The 22,102-nt window shown below is 70.0% G+C and carries 21 protein-coding genes and 1 pseudogene; 7 read left to right on the top strand and 15 right to left on the bottom strand.

The window, feature by feature from the left end; translation table 11 throughout:
* Nucleotides 1–45 precede the first annotated feature (45 nt).
* From sufD to ACMYLB_RS20045, 4 genes are all read right to left on the bottom strand, one after another.
* On the bottom strand, nt 46–1,371 hold the full coding sequence (sufD, locus tag ACMYLB_RS20060) for a Fe-S cluster assembly protein SufD (RefSeq protein WP_415908716.1): 1,326 nt from the start codon (nt 1,369–1,371) through the stop codon (nt 46–48).
* A gap of 90 nt (nt 1,372–1,461) precedes the next feature.
* The gene (sufB, locus tag ACMYLB_RS20055; protein ID WP_415908715.1) at nt 1,462–2,904 is read right to left on the bottom strand and encodes a Fe-S cluster assembly protein SufB; all 1,443 of its coding nucleotides are present in this window, start codon (nt 2,902–2,904) and stop codon (nt 1,462–1,464) included.
* A gap of 75 nt (nt 2,905–2,979) precedes the next feature.
* Nucleotides 2,980–3,735, bottom strand: a complete 756-nt coding sequence (gene sufC / locus ACMYLB_RS20050; protein WP_415908714.1) for a Fe-S cluster assembly ATPase SufC — start codon at nt 3,733–3,735, stop codon at nt 2,980–2,982.
* 57 nt (nt 3,736–3,792) lie between these two features.
* Nucleotides 3,793–4,245: a Fur family transcriptional regulator gene (locus ACMYLB_RS20045; RefSeq protein WP_415908713.1), complete on the bottom strand. Its 453-nt coding sequence runs from the start codon at nt 4,243–4,245 to the stop codon at nt 3,793–3,795.
* Nucleotides 4,246–4,516: 271 nt separating this feature from the next.
* On the opposite strand from ACMYLB_RS20045, the gene ACMYLB_RS20040 reads away from it, so the two are divergent.
* Genes ACMYLB_RS20040 through mdoH form a run of 3 tightly spaced genes read left to right on the top strand, consistent with a single transcriptional unit; the run spans nt 4,517 to nt 8,742 of the window.
* Nucleotides 4,517–6,040 carry a glucan biosynthesis protein G gene (locus ACMYLB_RS20040; protein WP_415908712.1) on the top strand — a complete coding sequence of 508 codons (1,524 nt, stop codon included), beginning with the start codon at nt 4,517–4,519 and terminating at the stop codon, nt 6,038–6,040.
* A complete protein-coding gene (locus ACMYLB_RS20035; protein WP_415908711.1) occupies nt 6,037–6,603 on the top strand; it encodes a hypothetical protein in 567 nt (188 codons plus the stop codon). Before ACMYLB_RS20040 ends, ACMYLB_RS20035 begins: the two co-directional genes overlap by 4 nt.
* Nucleotides 6,604–8,742 (top strand): glucans biosynthesis glucosyltransferase MdoH, encoded by a 2,139-nt coding sequence (mdoH, locus tag ACMYLB_RS20030; protein WP_415908710.1) that lies wholly within the window; start codon nt 6,604–6,606, stop codon nt 8,740–8,742.
* A gap of 310 nt (nt 8,743–9,052) precedes the next feature.
* On the opposite strand, the gene ACMYLB_RS20025 is transcribed toward mdoH, so the two are convergent.
* From ACMYLB_RS20025 to trxB, 3 genes are all read right to left on the bottom strand, one after another.
* Nucleotides 9,053–10,555, bottom strand: a complete 1,503-nt coding sequence (locus ACMYLB_RS20025) for a methyl-accepting chemotaxis protein (protein ID WP_415908709.1) — start codon at nt 10,553–10,555, stop codon at nt 9,053–9,055.
* Nucleotides 10,556–10,686: 131 nt separating this feature from the next.
* Nucleotides 10,687–11,226 (bottom strand): M15 family metallopeptidase, encoded by a 540-nt coding sequence (locus tag ACMYLB_RS20020; RefSeq protein ID WP_415908708.1) that lies wholly within the window; start codon nt 11,224–11,226, stop codon nt 10,687–10,689.
* Nucleotides 11,219–12,163: a thioredoxin-disulfide reductase gene (gene trxB, locus ACMYLB_RS20015; RefSeq protein ID WP_415908707.1), complete on the bottom strand. Its 945-nt coding sequence runs from the start codon at nt 12,161–12,163 to the stop codon at nt 11,219–11,221. Before trxB ends, ACMYLB_RS20020 begins: the two co-directional genes overlap by 8 nt.
* 128 nt (nt 12,164–12,291) lie before the next feature.
* Here trxB and ACMYLB_RS20010 point away from each other — a divergent pair, with 128 nt between their 5' ends.
* Entirely contained in the window at nt 12,292–13,434 is a 1,143-nt protein-coding gene (locus ACMYLB_RS20010; protein ID WP_415908706.1) for a dipeptidase, read from the top strand.
* 86 nt (nt 13,435–13,520) lie between these two features.
* Here the strand turns inward: ACMYLB_RS20010 and ACMYLB_RS20005 are convergent, their stop codons facing one another.
* Nucleotides 13,521–13,715, bottom strand: coding sequence for a hypothetical protein (locus tag ACMYLB_RS20005; RefSeq protein ID WP_415908705.1), 195 nt, complete (start codon nt 13,713–13,715; stop codon nt 13,521–13,523).
* A 76-nt stretch (nt 13,716–13,791) separates the two neighbouring features.
* On the opposite strand from ACMYLB_RS20005, the gene ACMYLB_RS20000 reads away from it, so the two are divergent.
* The gene (locus ACMYLB_RS20000; protein WP_415908704.1) at nt 13,792–14,454 is read left to right on the top strand and encodes an NAD(P)H-binding protein; all 663 of its coding nucleotides are present in this window, start codon (nt 13,792–13,794) and stop codon (nt 14,452–14,454) included.
* Here the strand turns inward: ACMYLB_RS20000 and ACMYLB_RS19995 are convergent.
* Genes ACMYLB_RS19995 through ACMYLB_RS19985 form a run of 3 tightly spaced genes read right to left on the bottom strand, consistent with a single transcriptional unit; the run spans nt 14,411 to nt 15,904 of the window.
* Nucleotides 14,411–14,710: a hypothetical protein gene (locus tag ACMYLB_RS19995; RefSeq protein WP_415908703.1), complete on the bottom strand. Its 300-nt coding sequence runs from the start codon at nt 14,708–14,710 to the stop codon at nt 14,411–14,413. The two genes, ACMYLB_RS20000 and ACMYLB_RS19995, sit on opposite strands and share 44 nt — an antisense overlap.
* A gap of 8 nt (nt 14,711–14,718) precedes the next feature.
* The gene (locus ACMYLB_RS19990) at nt 14,719–15,159 is read right to left on the bottom strand and encodes a hypothetical protein (RefSeq protein WP_415908702.1); all 441 of its coding nucleotides are present in this window, start codon (nt 15,157–15,159) and stop codon (nt 14,719–14,721) included.
* Between the two features lie 58 nt (nt 15,160–15,217).
* Entirely contained in the window at nt 15,218–15,904 is a 687-nt protein-coding gene (locus ACMYLB_RS19985) for a TIGR02466 family protein (RefSeq protein ID WP_415908701.1), read from the bottom strand.
* Nucleotides 15,905–15,971: 67 nt separating this feature from the next.
* On the opposite strand from ACMYLB_RS19985, the gene ACMYLB_RS19980 reads away from it, so the two are divergent.
* A complete protein-coding gene (locus ACMYLB_RS19980; protein WP_415908700.1) occupies nt 15,972–17,030 on the top strand; it encodes a YdiY family protein in 1,059 nt (352 codons plus the stop codon).
* A gap of 115 nt (nt 17,031–17,145) precedes the next feature.
* Here ACMYLB_RS19980 and thpR read toward each other — a convergent pair whose 3' ends face one another.
* Nucleotides 17,146–17,703 (bottom strand): RNA 2',3'-cyclic phosphodiesterase, encoded by a 558-nt coding sequence (thpR, locus tag ACMYLB_RS19975; protein ID WP_415908699.1) that lies wholly within the window; start codon nt 17,701–17,703, stop codon nt 17,146–17,148.
* A 110-nt stretch (nt 17,704–17,813) separates the two neighbouring features.
* Here thpR and ACMYLB_RS19970 point away from each other — a divergent pair, with 110 nt between their 5' ends.
* Entirely contained in the window at nt 17,814–18,347 is a 534-nt protein-coding gene (locus tag ACMYLB_RS19970; protein ID WP_415908698.1) for a hypothetical protein, read from the top strand.
* A gap of 49 nt (nt 18,348–18,396) precedes the next feature.
* Here the strand turns inward: ACMYLB_RS19970 and ACMYLB_RS19965 are convergent, their stop codons facing one another.
* The 3 genes and pseudogenes from ACMYLB_RS19965 to ACMYLB_RS19955 form a co-directional block, all read right to left on the bottom strand.
* On the bottom strand, nt 18,397–19,839 hold the full coding sequence (locus ACMYLB_RS19965; protein ID WP_415908697.1) for a copper-binding protein: 1,443 nt from the start codon (nt 19,837–19,839) through the stop codon (nt 18,397–18,399).
* Nucleotides 19,840–20,256: 417 nt separating this feature from the next.
* Complete coding sequence (locus tag ACMYLB_RS19960; protein ID WP_415911120.1) at nt 20,257–21,924, bottom strand: TonB-dependent receptor domain-containing protein; 1,668 nt, start codon at nt 21,922–21,924, stop codon at nt 20,257–20,259.
* Nucleotides 21,852–22,022 (bottom strand): annotated as a pseudogene (locus ACMYLB_RS19955) (hypothetical protein); the annotation flags it as partial. The gene ACMYLB_RS19960 and the pseudogene ACMYLB_RS19955, both read right to left, overlap by 73 nt.
* Nucleotides 22,023–22,102 lie beyond the last annotated feature (80 nt).

Raw genomic sequence — 22,102 nt, 5'->3', positions numbered from 1 at the left:
GGAAGGGTTGGGTTCAGTGTGTTCCGTGTATTCCGTGGGCATAAATCACTCCTTGAATTTGGCGCGGATGATTTCGCCGAGTTTGTCGTGAAGCTGCTCGTTCTCGATCTTGCCGAGGACTTCCTCGAAGAAACCGAACACGAGGAGCTCGTCGGCCTGGGCCTTCCGGATGCCGCGGGACTGGAGGTAGAACTCCTGCTCGGCGGGGATGCGGGCGGACGTGGCGCCGTGCGTGCAGCGGACGTCGTTGGCCTGGATCTCGAGGCCGGGCAGCGAGTGCGCCTCGGCGTCGTCGGAGAGCATGAGGTTGCGGTTCGACTGGTAGGCGTCGGTCTTCTGGGCGTCGGGATCGACGACGATGAGGCCGGAGAAGATGGTCTTCGCCTGGTCGAGGAGCGCGTTCTTGTAGAGCAGGTTCGAGGAGGTGTTGGGCGCCTGGTGGATCTGAAGTGTGCGCTGGTCGAACTCCTGGGTGCCGTGCGCGATGGTGAGAGCCAGCATCTCCGAGTGCGCGCCGGGCGCCTGCAACTGAGAGAAGCTCTCGTGCCGCGCCTGGCGCGCACCGGCGTGGAGATTGAGGGAGAGGACGCGCGCGTCGCGGCGGGCGACGGTGGCGTTGAACTGAAGCGAGAGCGCCTCGCGGCTCCAGTCCTGCATAGCGACGTAGGTGATCTGCGCGCCGTGGCCGGCGAAGAGGTCGTTGCCGCCGCAGACGAACTGGCGCTCGCCGGCGTTCGACGAGCGGAAGAAGTCGGCGACGGTGACCTTCGCGTTCTCCTCGGCGACGACGAGCGTGTGCGGGAAGAGCGCGGTGCCGGCGTGCGCGGCGTAATGGAAGACGGCGAAGGGGATGGCGACCTCGGTGTTCTTCGGCACGTGGATGAAGGCGCCGTCCTCGAGGAAGGCCTCGTGCAGGGCGGCGAATTTCTCGGAGCCGAGCTTGGAGGGCTGCGTGAGCAGGTGCGCGCGGACGAGTTCGCCGTGCTTGAGCAGGGCGTTCTGCAGCGACTCGAAGATCACGCCCTGCTGGGCGAGGCCGGCGGCGACGGGCTCGTGGAGGACGACGCGGTGGTTGGCGAGGGCGAGGGTGCCGGCGCCGGCGATGCCGACGGACGTGTGATGCACGTCGGCGAGCTTCACGGGCTCGGGCAGCGCGAAGCCGTCGAGCGTGAGGCCGCCGTAGTTGGAGAAGCGCCAGCCCTCGTCGGTGCGCTTGGGCATCGGCAGCGCGGCGAAGCGCTCGTAGGCAGCTTTTTTGCGGTCGAGCCACCACGCGGGCAGGTGCTTCACGCGCGCGAGGTGCGCGGCGAAGGCTTCGCGGGTGAAGGCGCCGACGACGGCGGAAGCGGTAGGAGAAAGGGAAGAGGACATCTTTATTTAACGCGAAGAGGCGAAGGCGCGACGGACAGAGAAGGCTCTTGAGAGAGTTCTTAGCATCTTTGCGCCTTGGCGTTTAATGGCTCAGCCGACGGAGCCTTCCATTTCGAGGTCGATGAGGCGTTTCAGCTCGACGGAGTATTCCATCGGGAACTGGCGCGCGAGGTCGTTGATGAAGCCGTTCACGGCGAGGCTCATCGCCTGCGCCTCGGTGAGGCCGCGCTGCTGCATGTAGAAGATCATGTCCTCGGAAACCTTGGACACGCTCGCCTCGTGCTGCGTGGCGTTCTTGTCGCCGCGGACGGTGATGGCGGGATAGGTGTCGGTGCGGCTGTTGGTGTTGATCAGCAACGCGTCGCACTCGGTGTTGTTCTTGCAGCCCTTGAGGTTCTTCGGGATGTGCACCTGGCCGCGGTAAGTCGCGCGGCCCTGGCCGACCGAGATGGACTTGGAGATGACGTTGGACGTCGTGTTGTTGGCGGCGTGGATCATCTTCGCGCCGGTGTCCTGGTGCTGGCCGTCGTTGGCGAGGGCGATCGAGATGACTTCGCCGCGGGCGCCTTCGCCCTTCAGGACGACGCCGGGATATTTCATGGTGAGGCGGCTGCCGATGTTGCAGTCGATCCACTTGATCTCGGCGTTTTCCATCGCGAGGCCGCGCTTGGTGACGAGGTTGTAGACGTTGGGTGCCCAGTTCTGGACGGTGATATACTGGATCTTGGCGCCCTTGAGCGCGACGAGCTCGACCACCGCGCTGTGCAGCGTGGAAGTGGAGAACTTCGGCGCGGTGCAGCCTTCCATGTAGACGACCTCGGAGCCCTCGTCGGCGATGATGAGGGTGCGCTCGAATTGGCCGAAGTTTTCCGCGTTGATGCGGAAGTAGGCCTGGAGCGGGTGCGAGACCTTCACGCCCGGCGGGACGTAGATGAACGAGCCGCCGGAGAACACGGCGCTGTTGAGGGCGGAGAACTTGTTGTCGCCGGTCGGGATGACCTTGCCGAAGAACTTGCGGAACAGCTCGGGGTGCTCGCGCAGGCCTTCGGTGGAGTTGACGAAGATGACGCCCTGCTTCGCGACGGCTTCCTTGATGTTGGAGTAGGCCGCCTCGGAGTCGAATTGCGCTTCGACACCGGCGAGGAACTTGCGCTCCTGCTCGGGGATGCCGAGGCGCTCGAAGGTCTTCTTGATGTCCTCGGGGACCTCGTCCCAGGTGCGCTTCGGTTTCTGGCCTTGCGCGAGGTAATAGCGGATCTTGTCGAAATTGATGTTCTCGAGATCCTTCGTCGCCCAGTGCGTGGGCAGGGGTTTTTCGAGGAAGGTCTTGAGGGCCTTGAGGCGGAACTCGAGGAGCCAGTCGGCTTCCTTCTTCACCGAGGAGATGTAGCGGACGGTCTGCTCGGTGAGGCCGGTGCCGGCGTCGAACTCGTAGTTCACGTCGTATTTGAAGTCGCCGACGGACTGGTCGATGCCGGCGACGGGATTCTCGATCGGGACGTCGACGGCGTCGGTTTCACTCGGAGGTTTCATGGAGTGGGGGAAAGTTGAGAGTTGAGCGCGGAGAGTGGAGAGTGGCGGCGCACCGGGACGGTGCGCCCTGCCGAGTCAGGCCTTGACGAGTTCCTTCTTCACCCAGTCGTAGCCCTTGGCTTCGAGTTCGAGGGCGAGGGTCTTGTCGCCGCTCTTCACGATGCGGCCGTCATACATGACGTGCACGTAGTCGGGCACGATGTAGTTCAGGAGGCGCTGGTAGTGGGTGATGAGGAGGATGCCGAGGGTGGCGCCGCGGAGGGCGTTGACGCCTTCGGAGACGATGCGGAGGGCGTCGATGTCGAGGCCGGAGTCGGTCTCGTCCATGACGGAGAACTTGGGTTCGAGCATCGCCATCTGGAGGATCTCGCAGCGTTTCTTCTCGCCGCCGGAGAAGCCCTCGTTGACCGAGCGGGAGGTGAACTTCCGGTCGATCTTCAGCATGTCCATCTTCGAGTAGAGGCGCTTGTAGTAAGCGGTGGCGTCGAGCTCCTCGCCCTCGGCCATGCGGGCCTGCACGGCGGCGCGGAGGAAGTTGGCGATGGAGACGCCGGGGATCTCGCTCGGGTATTGGAAGGCGAGGAAGAGACCGGCGCGGGCGCGCTCGTCGACTTCCATCGAGAGGATCGACTGGCCGTCCATCAGCACGTCACCGCTGGTGATGGTGTAATCGGGGTGGCCGGCGATGGCCTTGGAGAGCGTGCTCTTGCCGGTGCCGTTGGGGCCCATGATGGCGTGCACTTCGCCCTGCTTGATCGTCAGGCTGAGGCCCTTGACGATGGGCTTGTCGCCGATGTTGACGTGGAGGTCTTTGATTTCGAGTTGGCTCATGTCCGGATGCGGAAAGTTGGGAGTTGAGGGATGAGAGTTGGGAGAGGCGGAAAGAAATCAGTTTGTGCCGTGGGAAACGGGGACGGCGCCGGGGGCGGCTTGGCCGCGGAAGCTCAGTTCGATGTCGGAGGCGTCGAAACCCGCCGGCAGCAAGGCGCGCAGGCGCGCGATCACGTCGGCGGGCAGGTCGATGTCGTGCACTTCGCCGGTGGTCTCGTCGTGGAAGTGCGCGTGCTGGCAGAGATTCGGGCAGTAGCGCGTCGGCGCGCGCTCGAAGTTCACCTGGCGCACCAGACCGCACTGCACGAGCGTCTCCAGGCAGTTGTAGACCGTGGCGAGCGAGATGGTCGGCATCTGCGACTTCACGCGGGCGAAGATCTCGTCCGCCGTCGGGTGGTCGCGTTTTTCGACGATGACCTTGAACACGACTTCGCGCTGCGGCGTGGGCCGCAGACCGGAGTCGGTCAGGCGCTTCACCAGCGCGTCGGGAGTGAAAGGCGTGGTTTCCATTGCAGGGAGGGTGAACGCAATGCGGTTGGGACTGAGTTTCAAGTGAGAATTAGAATAGTTCTAAACAAGCTGTGTCATCACTAGCTCCCAGTAGCGGCACTTGGGAGGAATCCGGCTGTCGTGATGACCAAGTGCTCTTCAATCAGGGATTAATCGCTCTCGGCTTGGCCGTCCGCTGCCGGGTTGGCCCGGCCACCCTGCCCAGTGTGGCACGACATCGGCTGAAATTGAGTGGTCGTCCGAGTCCGGTGGGGTTAGCACGTTGACTAGAATGAATTTTCACCGTCTCACCGCCGCCTGTGCGGCGCTTCTGTGGTTCACGCCCGCCGGCCTGGTCGCGGCCGGCGTGGAGCGCGTCACGGTCGATCACGATTACGTGAAGCAGCTCGCGGCGGAAATCGCGACCGAGCCCTACGAGCCGCCGCGCGAGCAGGTGAGCCCGTTCTTCCGCAAGCTCGGCTACGACCAGTATCGCCGCATCCGCTTCATCCCGGAGAATTCCCTCTGGCGCGCGGAGAATCTCCCCTTCCAGGTCCAGTTCTTTCACCCCGGCTACCTTTTCAACCAGACGCTCGAGATCCACGAGTTCACCGCGACGCACACGCAGCCGATTCCGTTCACGCAGAAATTCTTCGACTACCAGGAGCTGAAGCCGTCGTTCTGGGCCAAGCGCGGGCTGAACTACGCGGGGTTCCGCGTGATCAACGAGATCAACCAGCCGGGCAAGTGGGACGAGATCATCTCCTTCCTCGGCGCGAGCTACTTCCGCGCCCTCGCCAAGGAGCAGCGCTACGGCATCTCCGCGCGCGGCCTCGCCCTCAACGCCGGCGGCCCCGCCGCGGAGGAGTTCCCGGCCTTCATCGAGTTCTGGCTCGGCAAGCCCGAGGCGGGCGCGAAATCGCTCACCGTCCACGCGCTCCTCGACAGCAAGAGCGTGTGCGGCGCCTACAGCTTCGTCATCACCCCGGGCGCCGAGACCGTCATCGACGTGAAGGCCACGCTCTTCTTCCGCACCGGCGTCGACCTGCCGGGCTTCGCGCCGCTCACGAGCATGTTCTGGTATGGCGAGGCCTCGCCGCACCACTACGGCGATTTCCGTCCCGAGGTGCACGACTCCGACGGCCTGCTGGTCGCGCCCAGCAGCGGCGAGCGCCTCTGGCGCCCGCTGACCAACCCCGCCGGGCTCCAGCGCAGCGACTTCACCGCGCCGGCGCTCGCGGGCTTCGGCCTGCTCCAGCGCGACCGCGATTTCCGCAGCTACGAGGACCTCGAGGCCTTTTATCACCAGCGGCCGAGCGTCTGGGTCGAGACCGTCGGCCCGTGGCCGGCCGGCAAGGTCCGCCTCGTCGAGCTGCCCGCCGGCAACGAGTTCAACGACAACATCGTCGCCTTCTTCACGCCCGACCAGCCGGTCGCCCCGGGCAAGCCCCTCGAACTCGCCTGGCGCCTGCACTGGACCAACGCCGCCACCTTCGGCGGCGCGCCGGGCTGGGTGCGCTCCACCCGCCAGACCATCCACGACGGCGCCGACAACCGCACGCGCTACGTCGTCGATTTCAACGGCCTCACGACCGACCTCGTGCCGGCCAACGCCGAGCTGTTCCCCGAGATCGTCACCGCCGGCCCGGCCAAGCTCGAGCACGTGCACGTGGTCCGCAACGAGCAGGACGGCTCGTGGCGGCTCGTGATGGCCTTCTCCGCCGCGCCCGGAGCCCCGCTCACCGAACTGCGCGCCCGCCTCAAGCTCGGCGACAAGGTCGTCACCGAGACCTGGGCCATGGCCTGGAAGCCGTGAACGCCGCCGGCACAGTCGCCGACGCCGCGGCCTGGGCCGAGGCGCGGGAACGAGTCCGCGCCTACCTCAGCGCGCACGGCGTGCCGCCCGGCCGCCTCGAGGAGCTGACCGAGCAGGTCATCGGCTTCGCCCGCGAGCGCCGTGCCGCGCAGCGCGAGCAGCACCCGGTCGAGATCGCCGCCGACGCGGCGATGCTGCTGATCGACGGCTGGATCCAGATGCACGTCGGCCTCGACCCGAGCGAGAACGCCGGCCGGCGTTTCGCGCACGAGCGTGCGGCCGTGCACCTCGCCGACCTGCCGCAGCGCTGGCCGCAGCACTTCCTGCGCGAGGCCGAGCCGCCCGCCGAGATGCTGCGCGAGCTGCGCACGACCTACGTCGAGGCCGGGCCCGACCTGGAATTCTCCAACATGACGCCGCGCGCGATCGAGCTCGGCCCGGTGTCCGACGTGGCCGACACCACCTGGCGCACCTTCGACAAGTGGCCGTTCCTGCGCGGCGTCGCCACCTGGCTGATCTACCTCGGCGCGCTCGCGGCGGCGTTCTACGCGGTGCGTTACTGAATGGGCTTCCGCATCAAAGTCCCGCTGCTGCCCTTCGAGCTGCGCTCGCCTTCGCGCATCACGCGCCGGCGCACGGCCGTCGCGACCTTCGTCGTCGTCGTCACCGCCACCGGCTCCTTCCTCATGGGCGACCTGCTCTGGGGCATGCCGCTGAAGGGCGCGGCGGGGGTCATCTGGGCGCTGTTCACGCTGCTCTTCGGCCTGCTCTCGTTCGGCGCCTCGCAGGCGGCGTTCGGCTTCCTCGCCCGGCGCGGCCGCGGCGACCGCGCCACGATCTTCCGCACGCTGCCCGACGATCCCTCGGCCGTGCCGCTGGCGCCGACCGCCATAGTGCTGCCGGTCTACAACGAGGAGGTGACGCGCGTCTTCGCCGGCCTGCGCGCCATCTACAAATCGGTCGAGCGGACCGGCCAGCTCGAGCATTTCGACTTCTTCATCCTCAGCGACTCCACCGAGCCCGACCAGTGGGTCAAGGAGGAGATGGCCTGGGTGGAGCTCTGCCGCGAGCTCGGCGCGCGCGGCCGCATCTTCTACCGCAAGCGCCGCATCAACTCGAACAAGAAGGCCGGCAACATCGGCGACTTCCTCCGCCGCTGGGGCCGCCGCTACCGCTACATGGTCGTGCTCGACGCCGACAGCGTGATGGCGGGCGAGTCGATCGTGACGCTGGTGCGCCTGATGGAGCGCAACCCGCGCGCCGGCCTCATCCAGTCGGCGCCCGCGCTCATGGGCGCGGAGACCTTCTTCGCGCGCGTGCTGCAGTTCTCCTCGCGGCTCTACGGTCCGATCTTCCTCGCCGGCCTGAACTACTGGCAGCAGAGCGAGGGCAATTACTGGGGCCACAACGCCATCATCCGCGTCAAGGCCTTCATCGACCACTGCGCGCTGCCGCAGCTGCCCGGACGCGAACCGTTCGGCGGGCGCATCCTGTCGCACGACTTCGTCGAGGCCGCGCTGCTGCGCCGCGCCGGCTACGAGGTGTGGCTCACGCCCGGCCTCGAGGGCACCTACGAGGAGTTGCCGCCGACCCTGATCGACTATGCCAAGCGCGACCGCCGCTGGGCCCAGGGCAACCTCCAGCACTTCTGGTTGGTCTTCGCCCGCGGGCTGCACAGCGTCAGCCGCGTGCATTTTGCGATGGGCATCCTGGCCTACAGCTCGTCGCTCTTCTGGTTCATCTCGCTGATCATCGGCACGCTGTTCGTGGTGGGCTTCAACCGCACCGGCCTGACCTGGATCCCCGAGCCCGGCGTGGCCAACCTGCTCGGCCTGCCCGCCGGCGCGCAGGCGGGTGTGCTCGCGCTGGCGACCTTCGTGCTGCTTTTCCTCTCGAAGATCCTCGCGGTGGCGGACCTCGCGCTGCAGCCGGGCGGCATGGCGCGCTTCGGCGGCTTCGGCAAGGTCTGCGCTGGCGTGCTGATTGAGGTGGTGTTCTCCGTCCTGCTCGCGCCCGTGCTCATGCTGTTCCACGCCAAGTTCGTCGTCTCGATCCTCCTCGGCAGCGGCGTCAAGTGGGTCACGCAGCGCCGCGAGAGCGAGGACGCGATCAACTGGCGCGAGGCCTACGAGACGCACCGGGGGCACCTGCTGCTCGGCCTGGTCTGGACGCTCACTCTTGTGCTCTTTGCCCCGGGTCTGCTGGCCTGGATGTCGCCCGTGCTGCTCGGCATGGTCCTCGCCGTGCCCTTCTCGGCCCTGACCGCGCAGCGCCGCTTCGGCCTCGCGGCGCAGCGCGCGGGCCTGCTCTGCACGCCGGACGAGCTGGCGCCGCCCGACGAGCTGCGCGAGCTGCACTGGAAGCTCGAGGCGCCCGAGACCGCCGCCTTCCAGCGCGAAATGGGCGGACGCGACGTGGCGTTCACGCGGGCGATCGCCGATCCCTACGTCAACGCCGTGCACCGCTGCCAGCTGCGCGACCGCTCCGGGCGCGCGGAGAGCATCACCGAGTATTTCCGCATGATGCAGGAACACCTGCTGCGCGAGGGTCCGGCGGCCCTGAAGCCGCACGAAAAAACGGCGCTGCTCGCCGACGCCGACTCGATGGACCGCTTGCACCGCGAGGTGTGGACGCGCCCGCTGGCCGACCTGGCCCCGTGGTGGCGCGACGCGCTGGCGGCACACGCACCGAAGGCGGTCTGAGGCGAATTTCGACGGACGGTTTCCCGGCGCGCGAATCCTACGGCCCGACCGGGGAGCGGACGGTCCTGGCGATCCGTGAACCCTGGGCGCAATCAACCGCCCGAGTCCGGCACCGTGCCCGCGGCACGTTGTGACAGGGGCCGTTGTCCCCGCGCCCCTGCCTCAGGCAGCTCATGCCAGGAATGGTCGTCGGTGGTTCCCCGGCATCCTCGCGGGGCAAGGTTGCGTCTGTGCCGCCGTTGCAGGCGGCGGCGACCCACCGCGGTTTTGGGCGCGCGCCGGGAAACGCGTCCGACACCAAGAGTCCCCGTCAGGCGGCGACGAACTCGCGGGCGCGCACGGCCGGGGACGCGGCCGACGCCCGCGGCAGGCCGGACGGAGCGACCGTGGCCGTCCCGCCGACGAGGCGGGAGAGTTCCGCGACGCTGTCCTTCAGCGCGGAAGACTGGACGATGAGTTCCTGGGCGATGCCGGCGCCTTCCTCGGCGCGGGCGGCGCTGTTCTGGATGACCTTGTCCATCTGGCCGACGGCGCGGTTCACCTGTTCGATGCCCTGGGTCTGCTCGACCGAGGCGCGGGCGATCTCGCCGACGAGTTCGTCGACCTCGCGCGACTTCGCAGTGATCTCCTGGAGGCCGGCGGCGACCTTGGCGCAGACCTCGGCGCCGTGCCGGCTCTTGGCGACGGAATCATCGATGCGCTCGGCGGTCTCGCGGGCGGCGACGGCGCTGCGCTGGGCGAGAGCGCGAACCTCCTCGGCGACGACGGCGAAACCGGCGCCGGCCTCGCCGGCGCGGGCGGCCTCGACCGCGGCGTTGAGCGCGAGGATGTTGGTCTGGAAGGCGATCTCGTCGATCGCCTTGATGATCTTCGCGATGCCGTCGCTCGATTCCTTGATCGCGGACATGGCGTCGTTCATGGCCGAGACCTCGTGCGTGCCCTGGTCGGCGGAGTGGCGCGCGTGGGTCGCGAGCTCCTTGGCGCGCGCGGCGCCCTCGGCGTTGCGCTTGGCCATGCTCGAGATTTCCTCAAGCGACGCGCTGGTCTGCTCGAGGGAAGCGGCCTGGGAGGAGGCGCCTTCAGCGAGGACGTTGCTGTTCTGGGACAGCGCGCGGGAGGAATGGTCGTTGCCGTCGGCGGCCTCGCCCAGGCGGCGGATGACCTCGGCAAACGGCCGCGGGATGCTGCGGGCGACGGCCAGCGAGAGACCGGCCAGCAGGACGAAGGCGACGGCGGCCGTGATCAGCACGTGGCGCGTGAAGGCCTGGAAATGCGCCGCGCTCTCGGCGTTGGCCTGGTGCGCCGCCGCCTCGATCGCGTCGCTGAGCTGGGCCAGCTCGTCCTCCATCTCGTGGAAGGATTTCTGCAGGGCGATGAAATTGGCCTCGGCGCCCTTGAGGTCGCGGCGGCAGAGCGCGACGGTCTCCCCGACGATGGCGACGTAGCGGTCGAGCGGGGCGGACATGCGGGTGATGCGGTCGCGGATCGCGGCGTCGAGCGCCCGCTGGCGGTTTTCCTCCATGCGGGTGCGGATCTCGCGCGAGTGCTCCTGGAAGTCCTTCTCGATGCCCTGCAACTGGCCCTCGTCGTGCCGCTGGGCGGCCAGCGTGGCGGCGATGGCGTCGCCGCGGAGGGCGTCATGCATCATGTCCGCGGACTGCTGGGTCTGCAGCGCGCTGGCGAGGAGCAGCACGCGGTCGTTGGTGGCGCGAATGTCGCTGAATTCGCGGAAGGTGACCGCCAGCAGCGCGCCCAAGGCGAGGGCGGCGAGCGTGGTGATGCTGAAGACTTTCTGGCTGACGGAGAACTTCATGGACGTGGACGCGCTGAAGCCGCGCGGCGTGGACAGGCGTGGTTGCCTTTTCCATCGGTGTGCCCGGGGCGTTCTTGAATGGTTTCTGTCCGGCGCGGCTGGACGCGGGGGCGACGGACGGCCCGCGGGACTCAGCGCCGGGCCAGGCGTCCGACGAAGAACCAGTGCCAGGGCTCGTAGCCGATGCGATGCGGATTGCGGCGCGGGTAGGAGAGGCGGAAGCCGAAACGGCCCGCGTGCCGGCGCAGCCAGCGGAACTCCCGCGTGCGGTCGAAACTGGCCTCGAAGTGCGCGCGCTCGTCCGGCGAGCCGATGTCGATGGCGCGGCCGGTGTGGTGCTCGCTGCAGCCGGGCGCGGCAACGTAGCGCAGGAGGTCCGCCAGCGGCCGGCCCCGCGCGAGGTGCCCGCGGATGATCGCCGTCTGGCGCGCGACGCTGCGGAAACCGGACAGCGGCAGCAGCGTCACCCCGTCGGCCGCGGCCGCGGCTTGCATGCGCCGCCACGCGGCGGCGGCGCGCGGCGCGAGGCGGATGGCCTTGCCGTCGTCGGGCGCCCGCGCGACGAGCACCAGCCGCGGCGCCTCGCGCTGCAGCGGCAGCCCGCGCGTGCGCGGGTAGTCGGCCGGGATGCCGAGCCGCGCCCAGAGGCGCGCGTAGCGCCCCTTAGCCACCGTGCTCGGCCAGCCAGCGCTCCGCCTCGATCGCGGCCTGGCAGCCCATGCCGGCGGCGGTGATCGCCTGGCGGAAAACATGGTCGGCGCAGTCGCCCGCGACGTAGACGCCCGGCGTCTTCGTGCGCACCTGCGAACCGGCGACAGGCACGAAATAACCCTGCTCGTCGGTGTCCACGGCGCCCCGGAACGGCGCCGTGTTCGGCACGTGACCGATGGCGACGAAGATGCCCTTCACCGGCAGCACGCTCTCGGCGCCGGTCTTCACGTGCTTGATCTTGAGCCCGGAGACGGCGCCCTCGGCGACGCCCTCGACGGCCACCGGCACGCTGTCCCACACGCACTGGATCTTCGGGTGCGAGGTGGCGCGGTCGGCCATGATCTTCGAGGCGCGCAGCGTGTCGCGGCGGTGGACGAGATAGACCTTCTTGGCGAAGCGGGTGAGGAACAGCGCCTCCTCGGCCGCGCTGTCGCCGCCGCCGATGACCGCGACGTCCATATTGCGGTAGAACGCGCCGTCGCAGGTCGCGCACGTCGTCACGCCCTTGCCGCCGTAGAGCTCCTTCTCGCCCGGGATGCCGGTCATGCGCGGCGAGGCGCCGGTGGCGACGATGACGACCTTCGCCTTGATCTCGCGATCGGTGAGCTTGAGCGTGTGCGGCCAGCTCGAGGTGTCGAGGCCCACGACGGTGCCGCTCTCGTAGCGCGTGCCGAACTTCTCCGCCTGCTTGCGCAGGTTCTGCATCAGCATGAAGCCGTCGACGCCCTCCGGGAAACCGGGGAAGTTCTCCACTTCCGACGTTGTCGTCAGCTGGCCGCCGGGCAGCGAGCCCTCGATGACGAGGGGCGAGAGATTGGCGCGGCCGGTGTAGATGGCGGCGGTGAGACCGGCGCAGCCGGTGCCGACGATGACGACGTTTTCGACTTGGGCAGACATGGGAAAGACCCTGAGAGAAATCACCGCCGCCGCCAGCGCAACTCCGCAGATGACGCGCCGGCTAGTCCGATGGACTCAGGCCGTGCGGCGGCTTGCGTCCCGTCCGCCCCGCCCGCAACTTCCCCGCGATGCCCGCGCCCGGCCCGCACGACGGTTTCTTCACCTTCGACACCCACCTCGACACGCCCACGGCGTCGCTCCTGCGCGAGGGCTGGGACTTCGGGGTGCGGCACGACCGGGCCGCCGACCGCACGCAATGCGACCTGCCGCGCATGGCCGAGGGCGGCATCGACGCGCTCGGCTTCGCCGTGTTCGTGACCCAGGCCGCGCGCACGCCGGCGGGCTTCGCGCTCGCCCACGAGAAGGCGGTGCAGACCTTCGCGCGCATCCACGCCGTCGCCGCGCAGCACGCCGACCGCTGCGGCATCGCGCTCCGCGCCGACGACGGCCCGCGCCTGAAGGCGGCGGGCCGGCGCGCGCTCTACCTCGCGATCGAGAACAGCTACTCGCTCGGCCTCGACGCGGGCAACGTCGCCAAGTTTCACGCCCTCGGCGTGCGGATGCTCGGGCTGAATCACATGCTGCACAACGACGTCGCGGACTCGTCCACCGATCCGCGCCCGCCGGAGTGGGGCGGCCTGAGCCCGTTCGGCCGCGAGGTCCTGGCCGAGTGCAACCGCCTCGGCCTCGCGCTCGACGCCTCGCACGCCTCGGACGACGCGCTCTGGGACCTGCTCGAGCTCTCCGCCACGCCGCCGCTGCTCACGCACAGCGGCTGCCGCGCGGTCTGCGATCACCCGCGCAACATCGGCGACGAGCTGCTGCGCGCGCTCGCGGCCAAGAGCGGCGTCATCCAGATCAACGCCCTGCCCATCGCGGTGAAGAACGCCCCCGGCAACCGCCAGACCGAGCTCGGCGCGGCGCTGTTGCTCAAGCTGACCGATCGCGTGCTCACGCCGGAGCTGCGCGCGGAATTCAGCGCCGAGTGGGCGCGCATCGACCGCGAGCACCCGGCGCCGAAGTGCACGCTCGACGACTACATCGCCCACGTGGAGCACGCGGTGGCGGTCGCCGGCATCGATCACGTGGGCATCGGCTGCGATTTCGACGGCGGCGGTGGCGTCGAGGGCCTCGATCAGGTCAGCGACTACCCCAACCTCACGCGCGCGCTCCGCGCCCGCGGCTGGAGCGACGAGGCGCTGGCGAAGCTCTGGGGCGGGAACACCCTGCGCGTGCTGCGCGCCTGCGAGGCGCACGCGGCGGCGAGGTAGCACCGGCGCCAGCCGGTCCGGAATCCAGTCGCGCCCGCCCACCGGCGCCCCGGCCGGGAAAGCCGATGGTCCGGCTGAAGCCGGACCTACTTCGCGTCGCGCCCGAGCTGGAACTCCGTGAAATCGTTGATCACGCCCTCGTAGGGCTTGTCCTGCTTGTAAATCTGCAGGATGCGCGCGTGCTCCTGGTCGGTGGTGGGAAAGATGCGCGGCTCCTCACCCGGCAGGAACATCGCCGTGTAGGAGCGCTTACCATCGTCCATGCGTCGGATGACGAGCATGGCGGCAGCAAAGCCGCTTTCGCGAAAACCGCCAGTGCGCGGTTGCATCGCGTCCCGGCGCGCGCAGCGTCGGCGCATGGCCACTGCGCTCATCGCCGGCGCCTCCGGGCTCGTGGGAGGCTGCCTGCTCCAGGAACTGCTGGCGGCGGACACCTACGACCGCGTCGTCGCCGTCGCGCGCCGTCCGCTCGACGTCGCACACCCGAAGCTGGTGACGGTGACGACCGAGTTTGCGGCGCTCCGCACCCTGGAGCGGCCGCTGCGCGGCGACGATGCCTTCTGCTGCCTCGGCACGACGATCAAGAAGGCCGGTTCGCGCGAGGCGTTCCGCGCGGTCGACCAGGGCGCCGTGCTGGCCTTCGCGTGGGCGGCGCAGCAGGGCGGGGCGCGGCGCTTTTTCCATGTGTCGTCGATGGGCGCGGACGCGTCGTCGCGGTTTTTCTACACTCGCGTGAAAGGGGAGACCGATCACGCGCTCGGCGTGATGGGTTTCGACACGCTCGGAATTTTTCGCCCCAGCCTGCTGCTCGGGCCGCGGACGGAATACCGGCTGGGCGAGCGGCTGAGCGCGGTCGGACTGGCGTTGTCGGAGCCCTTCCTCATCGGGCGGTGGCGGAAATTCCGCGCGATCCCGGCCGAGGTCGTCGCGCGGGCGATGCTGCGCGCGTCCTTCGGCCAAGGCGCGCGCGGGACGCTCATTTATCCGTCGGACGAGATTCAGGATCTGGGCCGCCGCTAGGCGGCGCGGCGTCGCGCGGCACGGGCCGCAGGACGATGACCTGTTTCTCGTTCCGGCCGGCGAGGCGCAGGACGAGGGTGGCCGGCATCTCGTCGGGCAGGTCGCCCTGCACGAACGACGTCATCGGGTTCACCTCGGCGGAAGCGCCGGCGGGGATCGTGAGCGAGGCCGGTTGGACGGCGAAATTGCCGAGCGGCGAGGCGAAGCTCGGGATCGCGACCTCGACTTCCGCCGAACCGGTGTTGCGCAGCTGCACGTGGATCATCATTGGCACGCCGCCGCCGGCCGGGCGCACGCGCGGGCCGCCGCTCCCGCCGCCGAAGTCGCCCGGGGGCATGCCGCCCCCGGGACCGCCGCCCATGCCGCCGCCCATGCCGCCGCCATGGCGACCGCCCCCGCCGCCGCCGAGGCCCATGCCGCCCCGCGCCGCGGGCCGCCGTCGCGATTGCCGCGGCTCTCGCCGTCCGCACCGCCCTCGGGCCGCCGGAACTCGGCGCCGATGCGGATGGAGGCGACGATCTGGCCGTTGAAATAGGTGCCTTCGCCCGCCACCGGTGCGGGCGGCTTGGCCGGTCCGCGGTGCGGACGCTCATCGGAGGCGCAGGACGCGAGGAGAAACGCCAAGAGGCCGGCCGCCAGCGACGGCCAACGCAGGGGAAGTGAGTGCATCGCCGTTGAGACGCGCGCGCCGCGCCGGAGTTTCATCGCCGGCGCCTCCGGCGGGACGAAGCCGGGGAAAATGTGGTCGGACCCGGGGCGGGCGTCAGCTCCAGGTGTAGTTGAAGCTGACGCTGATGCGCTCCGCGGTCGTCCGGTTGGCCGCCACCTCGTGGCGGAGCCAGCTCTCGAACAGCAGGACCCAGCCGGCCTTCGCGGGGTAGGTGATGTGCGTCTGGTTTTCGCGGCGCGCGCCGGCGATCTTCGGCGGCGCGGCCATGAACTTGCTCAGGCGCGGGTCCTCGAACTTCAGGCCGGGGCAGCCGGGCGGCGTGACGACGTAGTAGGTGCCGCTGAGGAAGCTGTTCGGGTGCAGGTGCAGGCTGTGCGCGGCATGTTCCGGCATGATGTTGACCCAGAAGTCGCTCATCGCGATCTCGCGGCCGCGGAGATCCATGTCGAGCTCGCGGGCGAACTTCCGCACGTGCGCCGTGATCTTGCGCTCGAGGCCGGCGAAGGTGGACGAGAACTCGTGCAGGCGGTTGAGCGAGGCGTAGGAGGTGTAGCCGCCGGGGTAGTTTTTCTCCGACCACTTGCGGCCGGCCGCGTCGTAGTCGCGGATGCGGCGGCACTCGTCGGCCAGCTCGGCGTTGAAGCGATCGAGTCCGGCCCGCTGCAGCGGTTCGTGATACAGGTAGGTGGGAAACCAGGCGCGCGTCGGCATGGCGCTTTCCTCGGGGGAAATGGCGCGCGCGGCAACCGCGAAGGCGGCGCGGGTAAACTTAGTGTTCACTTGGGTCCGGGCGCGCTTTAGGGATTGTGCCGAAGAAACTCCCCTGTTTCACCCAGCGGTTCCACTCATGAAACACACCCTCCTCCGCCTTCTCGCGAGCGCCTCCGCCGCCCTCGCTTTCGCCAGCGCCGCGCGCGCCGACCGGATCGAGCTGACCGACGGCTCCGTCGTGAACGGCAAGCTCCTCGCCGCCGACCAGGGCCAGTTCAAGGTCGAGACGAAGTTCGCCGGCGTGATCACGATCGCGCAGGACCAGATCAAGACCTTCGCGACCGACGAAGCGGTGAACGTCGGCCTCAAGGCCGGCACCCAGGTGCTCGGCACCGTCGCCGCCACCGGCAGCGGCATCGCCGTGACCGCCGCCGACGGCCAGATGTCCGCCAGCGCCGCCAACGTCGTCGCCGTCTGGCGCCCGGGCGAGGACAGCCCCGCCATCCGCGAGGCCAAGGCCGCCGCCGAGAAGCTCAAGCGCCGCTGGGCCTACGAGGCCTCGGCCGCGATCAACGGCCGCACCGGCGGCTCGGAGAAGTTCGCCGGCGCCGTCGGCTTCAAGGCCACGCTCGAGAGCAGCGAGGACAAGCTGATGTTCAACGCCGCCATCAACCGCGCCCAGGAAAACGGCAACAAGACCGCCGACGACTGGAAGGCCGGCGTGGACTACTCCTCGTTCTTCACCGGCTCCGCCGTGTGGTATGCCCGCACCGAGCTCTCGAAGGACAAGATCAAGAACATCACCCTCCGCTCCAACTCCGCCTTCGGTGTCGGCCGCAAGCTCGCGCACTCCGACACCCGCGACACCGAGGTCCGCCTCGGTCTCGGCTACATCTACGAAACCTACACGGGCACGACGCCGGACTTCAGCTCCGCCGGCCTCGACATCGCGCTGCTCAACAAGCAGACGCTCGGCTGGGCCACGATGAACAACACGCTGACCTACACGCCCGCGTTCAAGGAGTTCGCCAACTACCGCGTGCTGCACGAGACGACCTTCGACCTGCCGATCAAGAGCGGCGACTTCTGGAAGCTCCGCATGGGCGTGAACAACGACTACCAGAGCCAGCCCGCCGGCAACGCCCCGAAGCTGGACACGACCTACTTCTCCGCGCTCATCCTCAACTGGAAATGAGCCGGCCGCGCCCCGCGCGGCGCGCGAACGATCCGAGCGGAGCCGCGAGGCTCCGCTTTTTCGCGCCCGGTTTTCGCCGGTCGCCGCCTGCGGGGCGCGAGCGCCGGCGCCCGCTTCACGCGGCCAGGGTGAAACTCCGCACCACGCGATACGCCGGCGGCAAGCCCGGCCGCAGCTCGCTGGCGTAGAGCTCGAACGACGCGACCCGGAACGGCGGCGCCTCGAATTCCCGGTGGCGCGCGAGCAGCTTCGCCAGGGGCTTCGGCTCCACCGTCTCGCCGAGCCGCGCGAGCGTGAAGTGCGGCGCGAAGGTCCGCACGTCGAGCGTCAGGTCGACCGACAGCAGCGCCTCGTCGACCTGCTTGCGCAGCTGGTAGAGCCGCGTGTGGCCGCCGCCCACGCCGGCCCAGAGGACCTTCGCCGGGCCGCGCGGCGGGAAGACGCCGATCCCGCCGACCGGCAGCACGAACGGCTCCACGCGCACGCGCGCGAGGGCCTCCTCCATCGCGGCCTGCGTTTCCGCCGGCGTGTCGCCGATGAAGCGCAGCGTGAGGTGCAGGTTGTCCGCCGGGTTCCAGCGCGCGCCCGCGAGCTCGTCCGCGAGCGCGGCGAGCTCCGCGCGGACGGGCGGCGGCGGCGTCAGGGCGACGAAGAGGCGTTGCACGCGGCTCATGCGGTCCAGCGAAGCCGCGCCGGGACGCGCCGCCAGCGCAAAGTGGCGCCGGGGACGCGCGGCCAGAAAAGAGTGGAGCCGGCCGCGCGGGGCTGCTTGCTTCCGTCGCCATGAAGCAAGCCCTCGTCGTGTTCTGCGTGTTGGTCGCGAGCGCCGCCGCCCGCGAGAGTTTCTGGCAGTCGCTCACGCCCGAGCAGCGCGCGCGGGCCGGAGTGGAGCAGCTCACCGCCGAACAGCAGGCCGTGCTCGACGCGCTGGCGGAGCGCTACGCGGCGACGCAGTCGGAGCACGCCGTCACGAGCGCCCGCCAGAAGGCGATCGCGGAGGTGAAGGCCGTGGCGAAGGCGGAGGCCAAGGCCGAGGTGAAGGCGGAGCTCGAGGCGGAGAAGAAGGCCAGCGTCGGCCTCGCGCCGAAGCCCGGCGCGCTCGAGGCGGACGCGATCCGCTCGCGCCTCGCGGGCACGTTCCGCGGCTGGGGCCCGAACACGAGCTTCCGCCTCGAGAACGGCCAGGTGTGGGTCGCCGACCGCTATGCGGAATCGCGCTACTTCCCCCGCGCGAGAACGCCGAGGTCGAGATCCGGCCCGCGACGTTCGGCACGTGGAAGCTCTACCTGCTGCCCGACGGCCTGTGGGTGCGGGTGAAGCGCGTGCAGTGAGGCCGCGCCGCCGCGCGGCGGCGGCGGGGTTAGCCTTAGCTCTTCGGCACGACCTTCACGTCGCGCAGGATCCACTTCTTGTTTTCGTCGCGGCCCATCAGCGCCGTGATGGCGTCGCCCTTCTTCACCTGGGCGAGGACGCTGGCTTCGACGTGGAAGGCCATGGTCATGGCGTGCATGACGCCGGGCACTTCCTCGTGTTTCACGAGCAGCGACTGCTTGTCGGCGAACACGTCGACGACCACGCCCTTGAGCGGGTGCAGCTTGGGCGCGGCGGTTTTCGCGGCGTTCGCGCCGTGGGCGCTGGGGTCCTGCGCGCGGAGCGCGGCGACCGGGGAGAGCAGCAGGAGGGCGGCGAGGAGGAGGCGTTGTTTCATGGGAGTGAGTTTAGGGAGTGTGGACGCTGGCGTCCGGAGCGCAAACTTCGAGCGGGGGCGGGGAGCCGGGGGAAGCGCGGAACGCCGTCCCGGGCGTTGCGGCCGGGCGCAGCGGCGCCGGGTCGATCCGCGTGGTGCGCACGCGCAGGGCGGGGCCCGCGGCGTCGGTCCAGCTGATGATGGCGCTGCCGTCGCGCCGGGCGGCGAGGCGCGCGAAGCCGCTGGCGCGGGCGGAGCTGGCGTCGGCGACGAGCAGCGGGGCGGAGAGCGCGCCGTCGGGGAAGATGCGGCGGACGTAGAGACCGGCGGCGTTGCCCTGCGATTTCGCCTCGACCCAGGAGACGAGCGCGGAGTTGTCGGCGAGCTTGACCAGGTCGATGCGGCCGATGGGCCGGCCGAGGTCGAGGGGAGCGCGGGGCCGAAGGTGATGCCGCCGTCGCGCGAGAGCTTGGCCTGCACGCGCGCGGTGTCGTGCGCGGCGGTGAACCACGCGATCGCGAGCGATTCGCCGCGCGCGTCGGCCGCGGGCCCGTTGACGGGGCAGGCGGGGATTTTCCAGCCGTCGGCGTGCAGCGGGCGCGGCGGACCCCAGATGCTCTGGTTGAAGAAGGCGAGGCGCTGGTCGCGGATCTCGTCGGCGGTGTGGCCGCGGTAGGCGACGACGACGCGGTCGCCGCCGAGGTGCGCGAGCGTGGTCTGGCAGCAGGTGCAGACGTCGGGGTCGACCACCCAGTCCTGCAAGGTCGAGCCGTCGGGCGCGAGCAACCGCGACTTCAGGCGCATCGCCGGGGCGGCGGCGTCCTTGCCCGCGGGGGCGGCATGATCGTGGCCGGCGTCCGCTCCGGCCGGGTGGGTGCTTTCGAGCCAGACGGCGAGCACGCGGCCGCCGCTGAGCGGCGCGAGGCTGACGAACTCGTGACCGAGCGGCGCGGGCGTCGACCAGGTGGCGCCGCCATCGCGCGAACGGGCGCACCAGCCGTCGTAGCCGTGCGCGTCCTCGCCGGCGCGGGATTGGAACCACTGCGCCCAGAGCTGGCCGTCGGTGCCGACGGCGAGCGTGGCGAAGTCGGCCCAGTTTTCTATGAGCTGCGTCGTGCTCACGACCGGGCGCGGCGCGCTCCACGCCTCGGCGTCCGGCGCGAGCGTGGCGAGCCAGAGCGCGCGTTCGCCCGCGGCGGCGCCGGGACCGGCGTAGGTGAGGTAGGTGGTGCCGTCGGGGCCGGTGACGAGCGACGATTCGCCGCTGGCCGCCGGCGCGGGCGAGGGAGCTCGCGGAGGCCGTCCGCCGCGAGGCCGGCGGCGGCGAGCGTGAGCGGAAGCAGGACCGTCAGAACGGTTTTCATAGGCGTGGGTGCGGCAAGTTAGCGAAAAGGCGGGCCGCGTCGAGAGCGCGACGCGGCCCGCCCGGAGCGGGGCGTGCGCTTCAGAGGGTCACGTCGAATTTCAGCCAGAGCGTGCGACCGGGCTCGTTGACGCGCGCGGTCTGGACGAAGCCGGGGACCATCGCGCCGGACTTGCTCAGGTGCTCCGCGTAGGCGCGGTCGAAGAGGTTGTCGATGCCGGCGGAGAGGCGCGTGTGCGCGGTGGGCTTCCAGCTGCCGTGGAGGAAAACACGGCGAAGCCGGGCGTCGCGCCGAGGTCCTGGCCGACGATGTTGCCCTGGTTGATCGCGACCCGATCCTGTCGCGCGACGGCGCGGAGGAGCGCGCCGGCGGACCAGGTCGGACGCGTGTAGGCGAGGGCGAGGCGCGACTCGAGCGGCGGGAGCTGTGCGAGCGGGCGGGCGTCGGTGTCGTTCTCGCCGCGCACGCAGGCGAGCGAGGCGTCGAGTTTCCAGTCGGCGGCGAAGCGCCACGCGAGGCCCGCCTCGCCGCCGCGGGTGGTGGCGTCGACGTTGCGCGTCACGACGGCGCTGCGCGTGCCCGTCATGCCGGCGGGCTTGGCGTAGGCGCTCTGGACGAGGATGAAGTCGGCGATGTCGGCGGCGAAGACGGAGACGTTCCACTCGAGGGTGCCGTGCCGGCCGAGCAGGCCGGCGTCGAGCTGCGTGGTGGTCTCAGGGCGGGTGCCGAAGGCGCTGACGCTGTCCGTGGCCTCGTTCTTGATCGCTTCCCAGTAGTCCGGGTAGCGCTGCGTGCGGCCGATTCCGGCGAAGAGCGTGGTCGTGCGGCTGGGCGCGCCGAGGTCGCGTTCGTAGCGGACGAAGCCGCTGGCGAGGCCGCTCGTGCGGGTGCGACCGGCGGAGGGTTCGGCGCCGTGCTCATCATCGAGAGCGCGACGCCGGCGCGGCTGTCGGTGGCCTCCCAGCGGTCGAGGCGCGCGCCGGCGTAGGCGCGCTCGCCCGGGGAGAGCGTGACGGCGGCCTCGCCGAAGAGGCCGCGTTGCTCGAAACGCGCGTCGCGCACGCGGGCCTTGGCCTCGTAGGGCAGGGTCGTCTCGTTGGCCGTCGAGCGCAGGGTGTGGATGTTCACCTGCGTGTCGGCGCCGAGCGTGAGGCGGATCGATTCGCCGGGCGTGAGCTCGAGCTGGGCGGTGGCGCCGCGGGTCTCGCGGTCGGGGTTCGAGACGGCGGGGCTCGGCATCATGGCCGTCGCGGCGAACGGGCGCAGCGAGTAGTTGTCCATCACGTGGTCGACGTAGTTGTGGAAGCCGCGCAGCTCGGCGGCGGCGACGAGCGGGGCGAGTTGCTCGCGGCGGAGGCGCAGCGCGTAGTTGTCGCGGGCGAATTTCACGCCGTCCATCGCGCGGTCGGCGTAGGCGGCCTCGCCGTCGCTGCGGGCGGCGGAGAGCTCCACGAAGGTGCGCGCGTCGGGCGTCCAGGCCAGCGCGGCGTTGGCGCTCCAGCGCGCGTAGGCGCTGTGGACGTCGCGCCCCGCGCCATCGGCGTAGTCGTCGGCGCGCGTTGCGGTCCCGGTGGCGCGGACCTGCCAGTCGGGGGCGCCGGTGCGGGCGTCGACGACGGCGTCGAAGCGGCCGGCGCTGCCGCCGGTGAGCGAGCCGAAGAGCGAGGACTCGTTTTGCGCGAGGCGGCGGTAGGTGCGCTCGAAGAGAACGACGCCCGCGCTGTTGCCCGGGCCGTGCACGACGGACTGCGGGCCCTTCACGACCGTGATGCGGTCGTAGGCCGCGGGGAAGACGTAGGCGGTCGGAGGGTCCATGCGGTTGCCGCAGCCGCCGAAGATACACTGGCCGTCGAGCTGCACGCCGAGGCGCGAGCCGGCCATGCCGCGGAGCACGGGATCGCCGTCGGTGCCGCCCTTGCGGATGACGGCGAAGCCGGGCACGGCCTTCAGCGCGTCGGCGCCGTCGTGCGCGGGCACGGGCTGGGCGGGAGCCTTCGGGTCGGTGGTGACGACGAGCGGCT

The organism is Oleiharenicola sp. Vm1 (genome assembly GCF_047777955.1).
GTDB lineage: Bacteria > Verrucomicrobiota > Verrucomicrobiia > Opitutales > Opitutaceae > Didemnitutus.
Note: the sequence above shows the minus strand (reverse complement) of the source record. Positions and strands in the feature narration are given on the sequence as shown.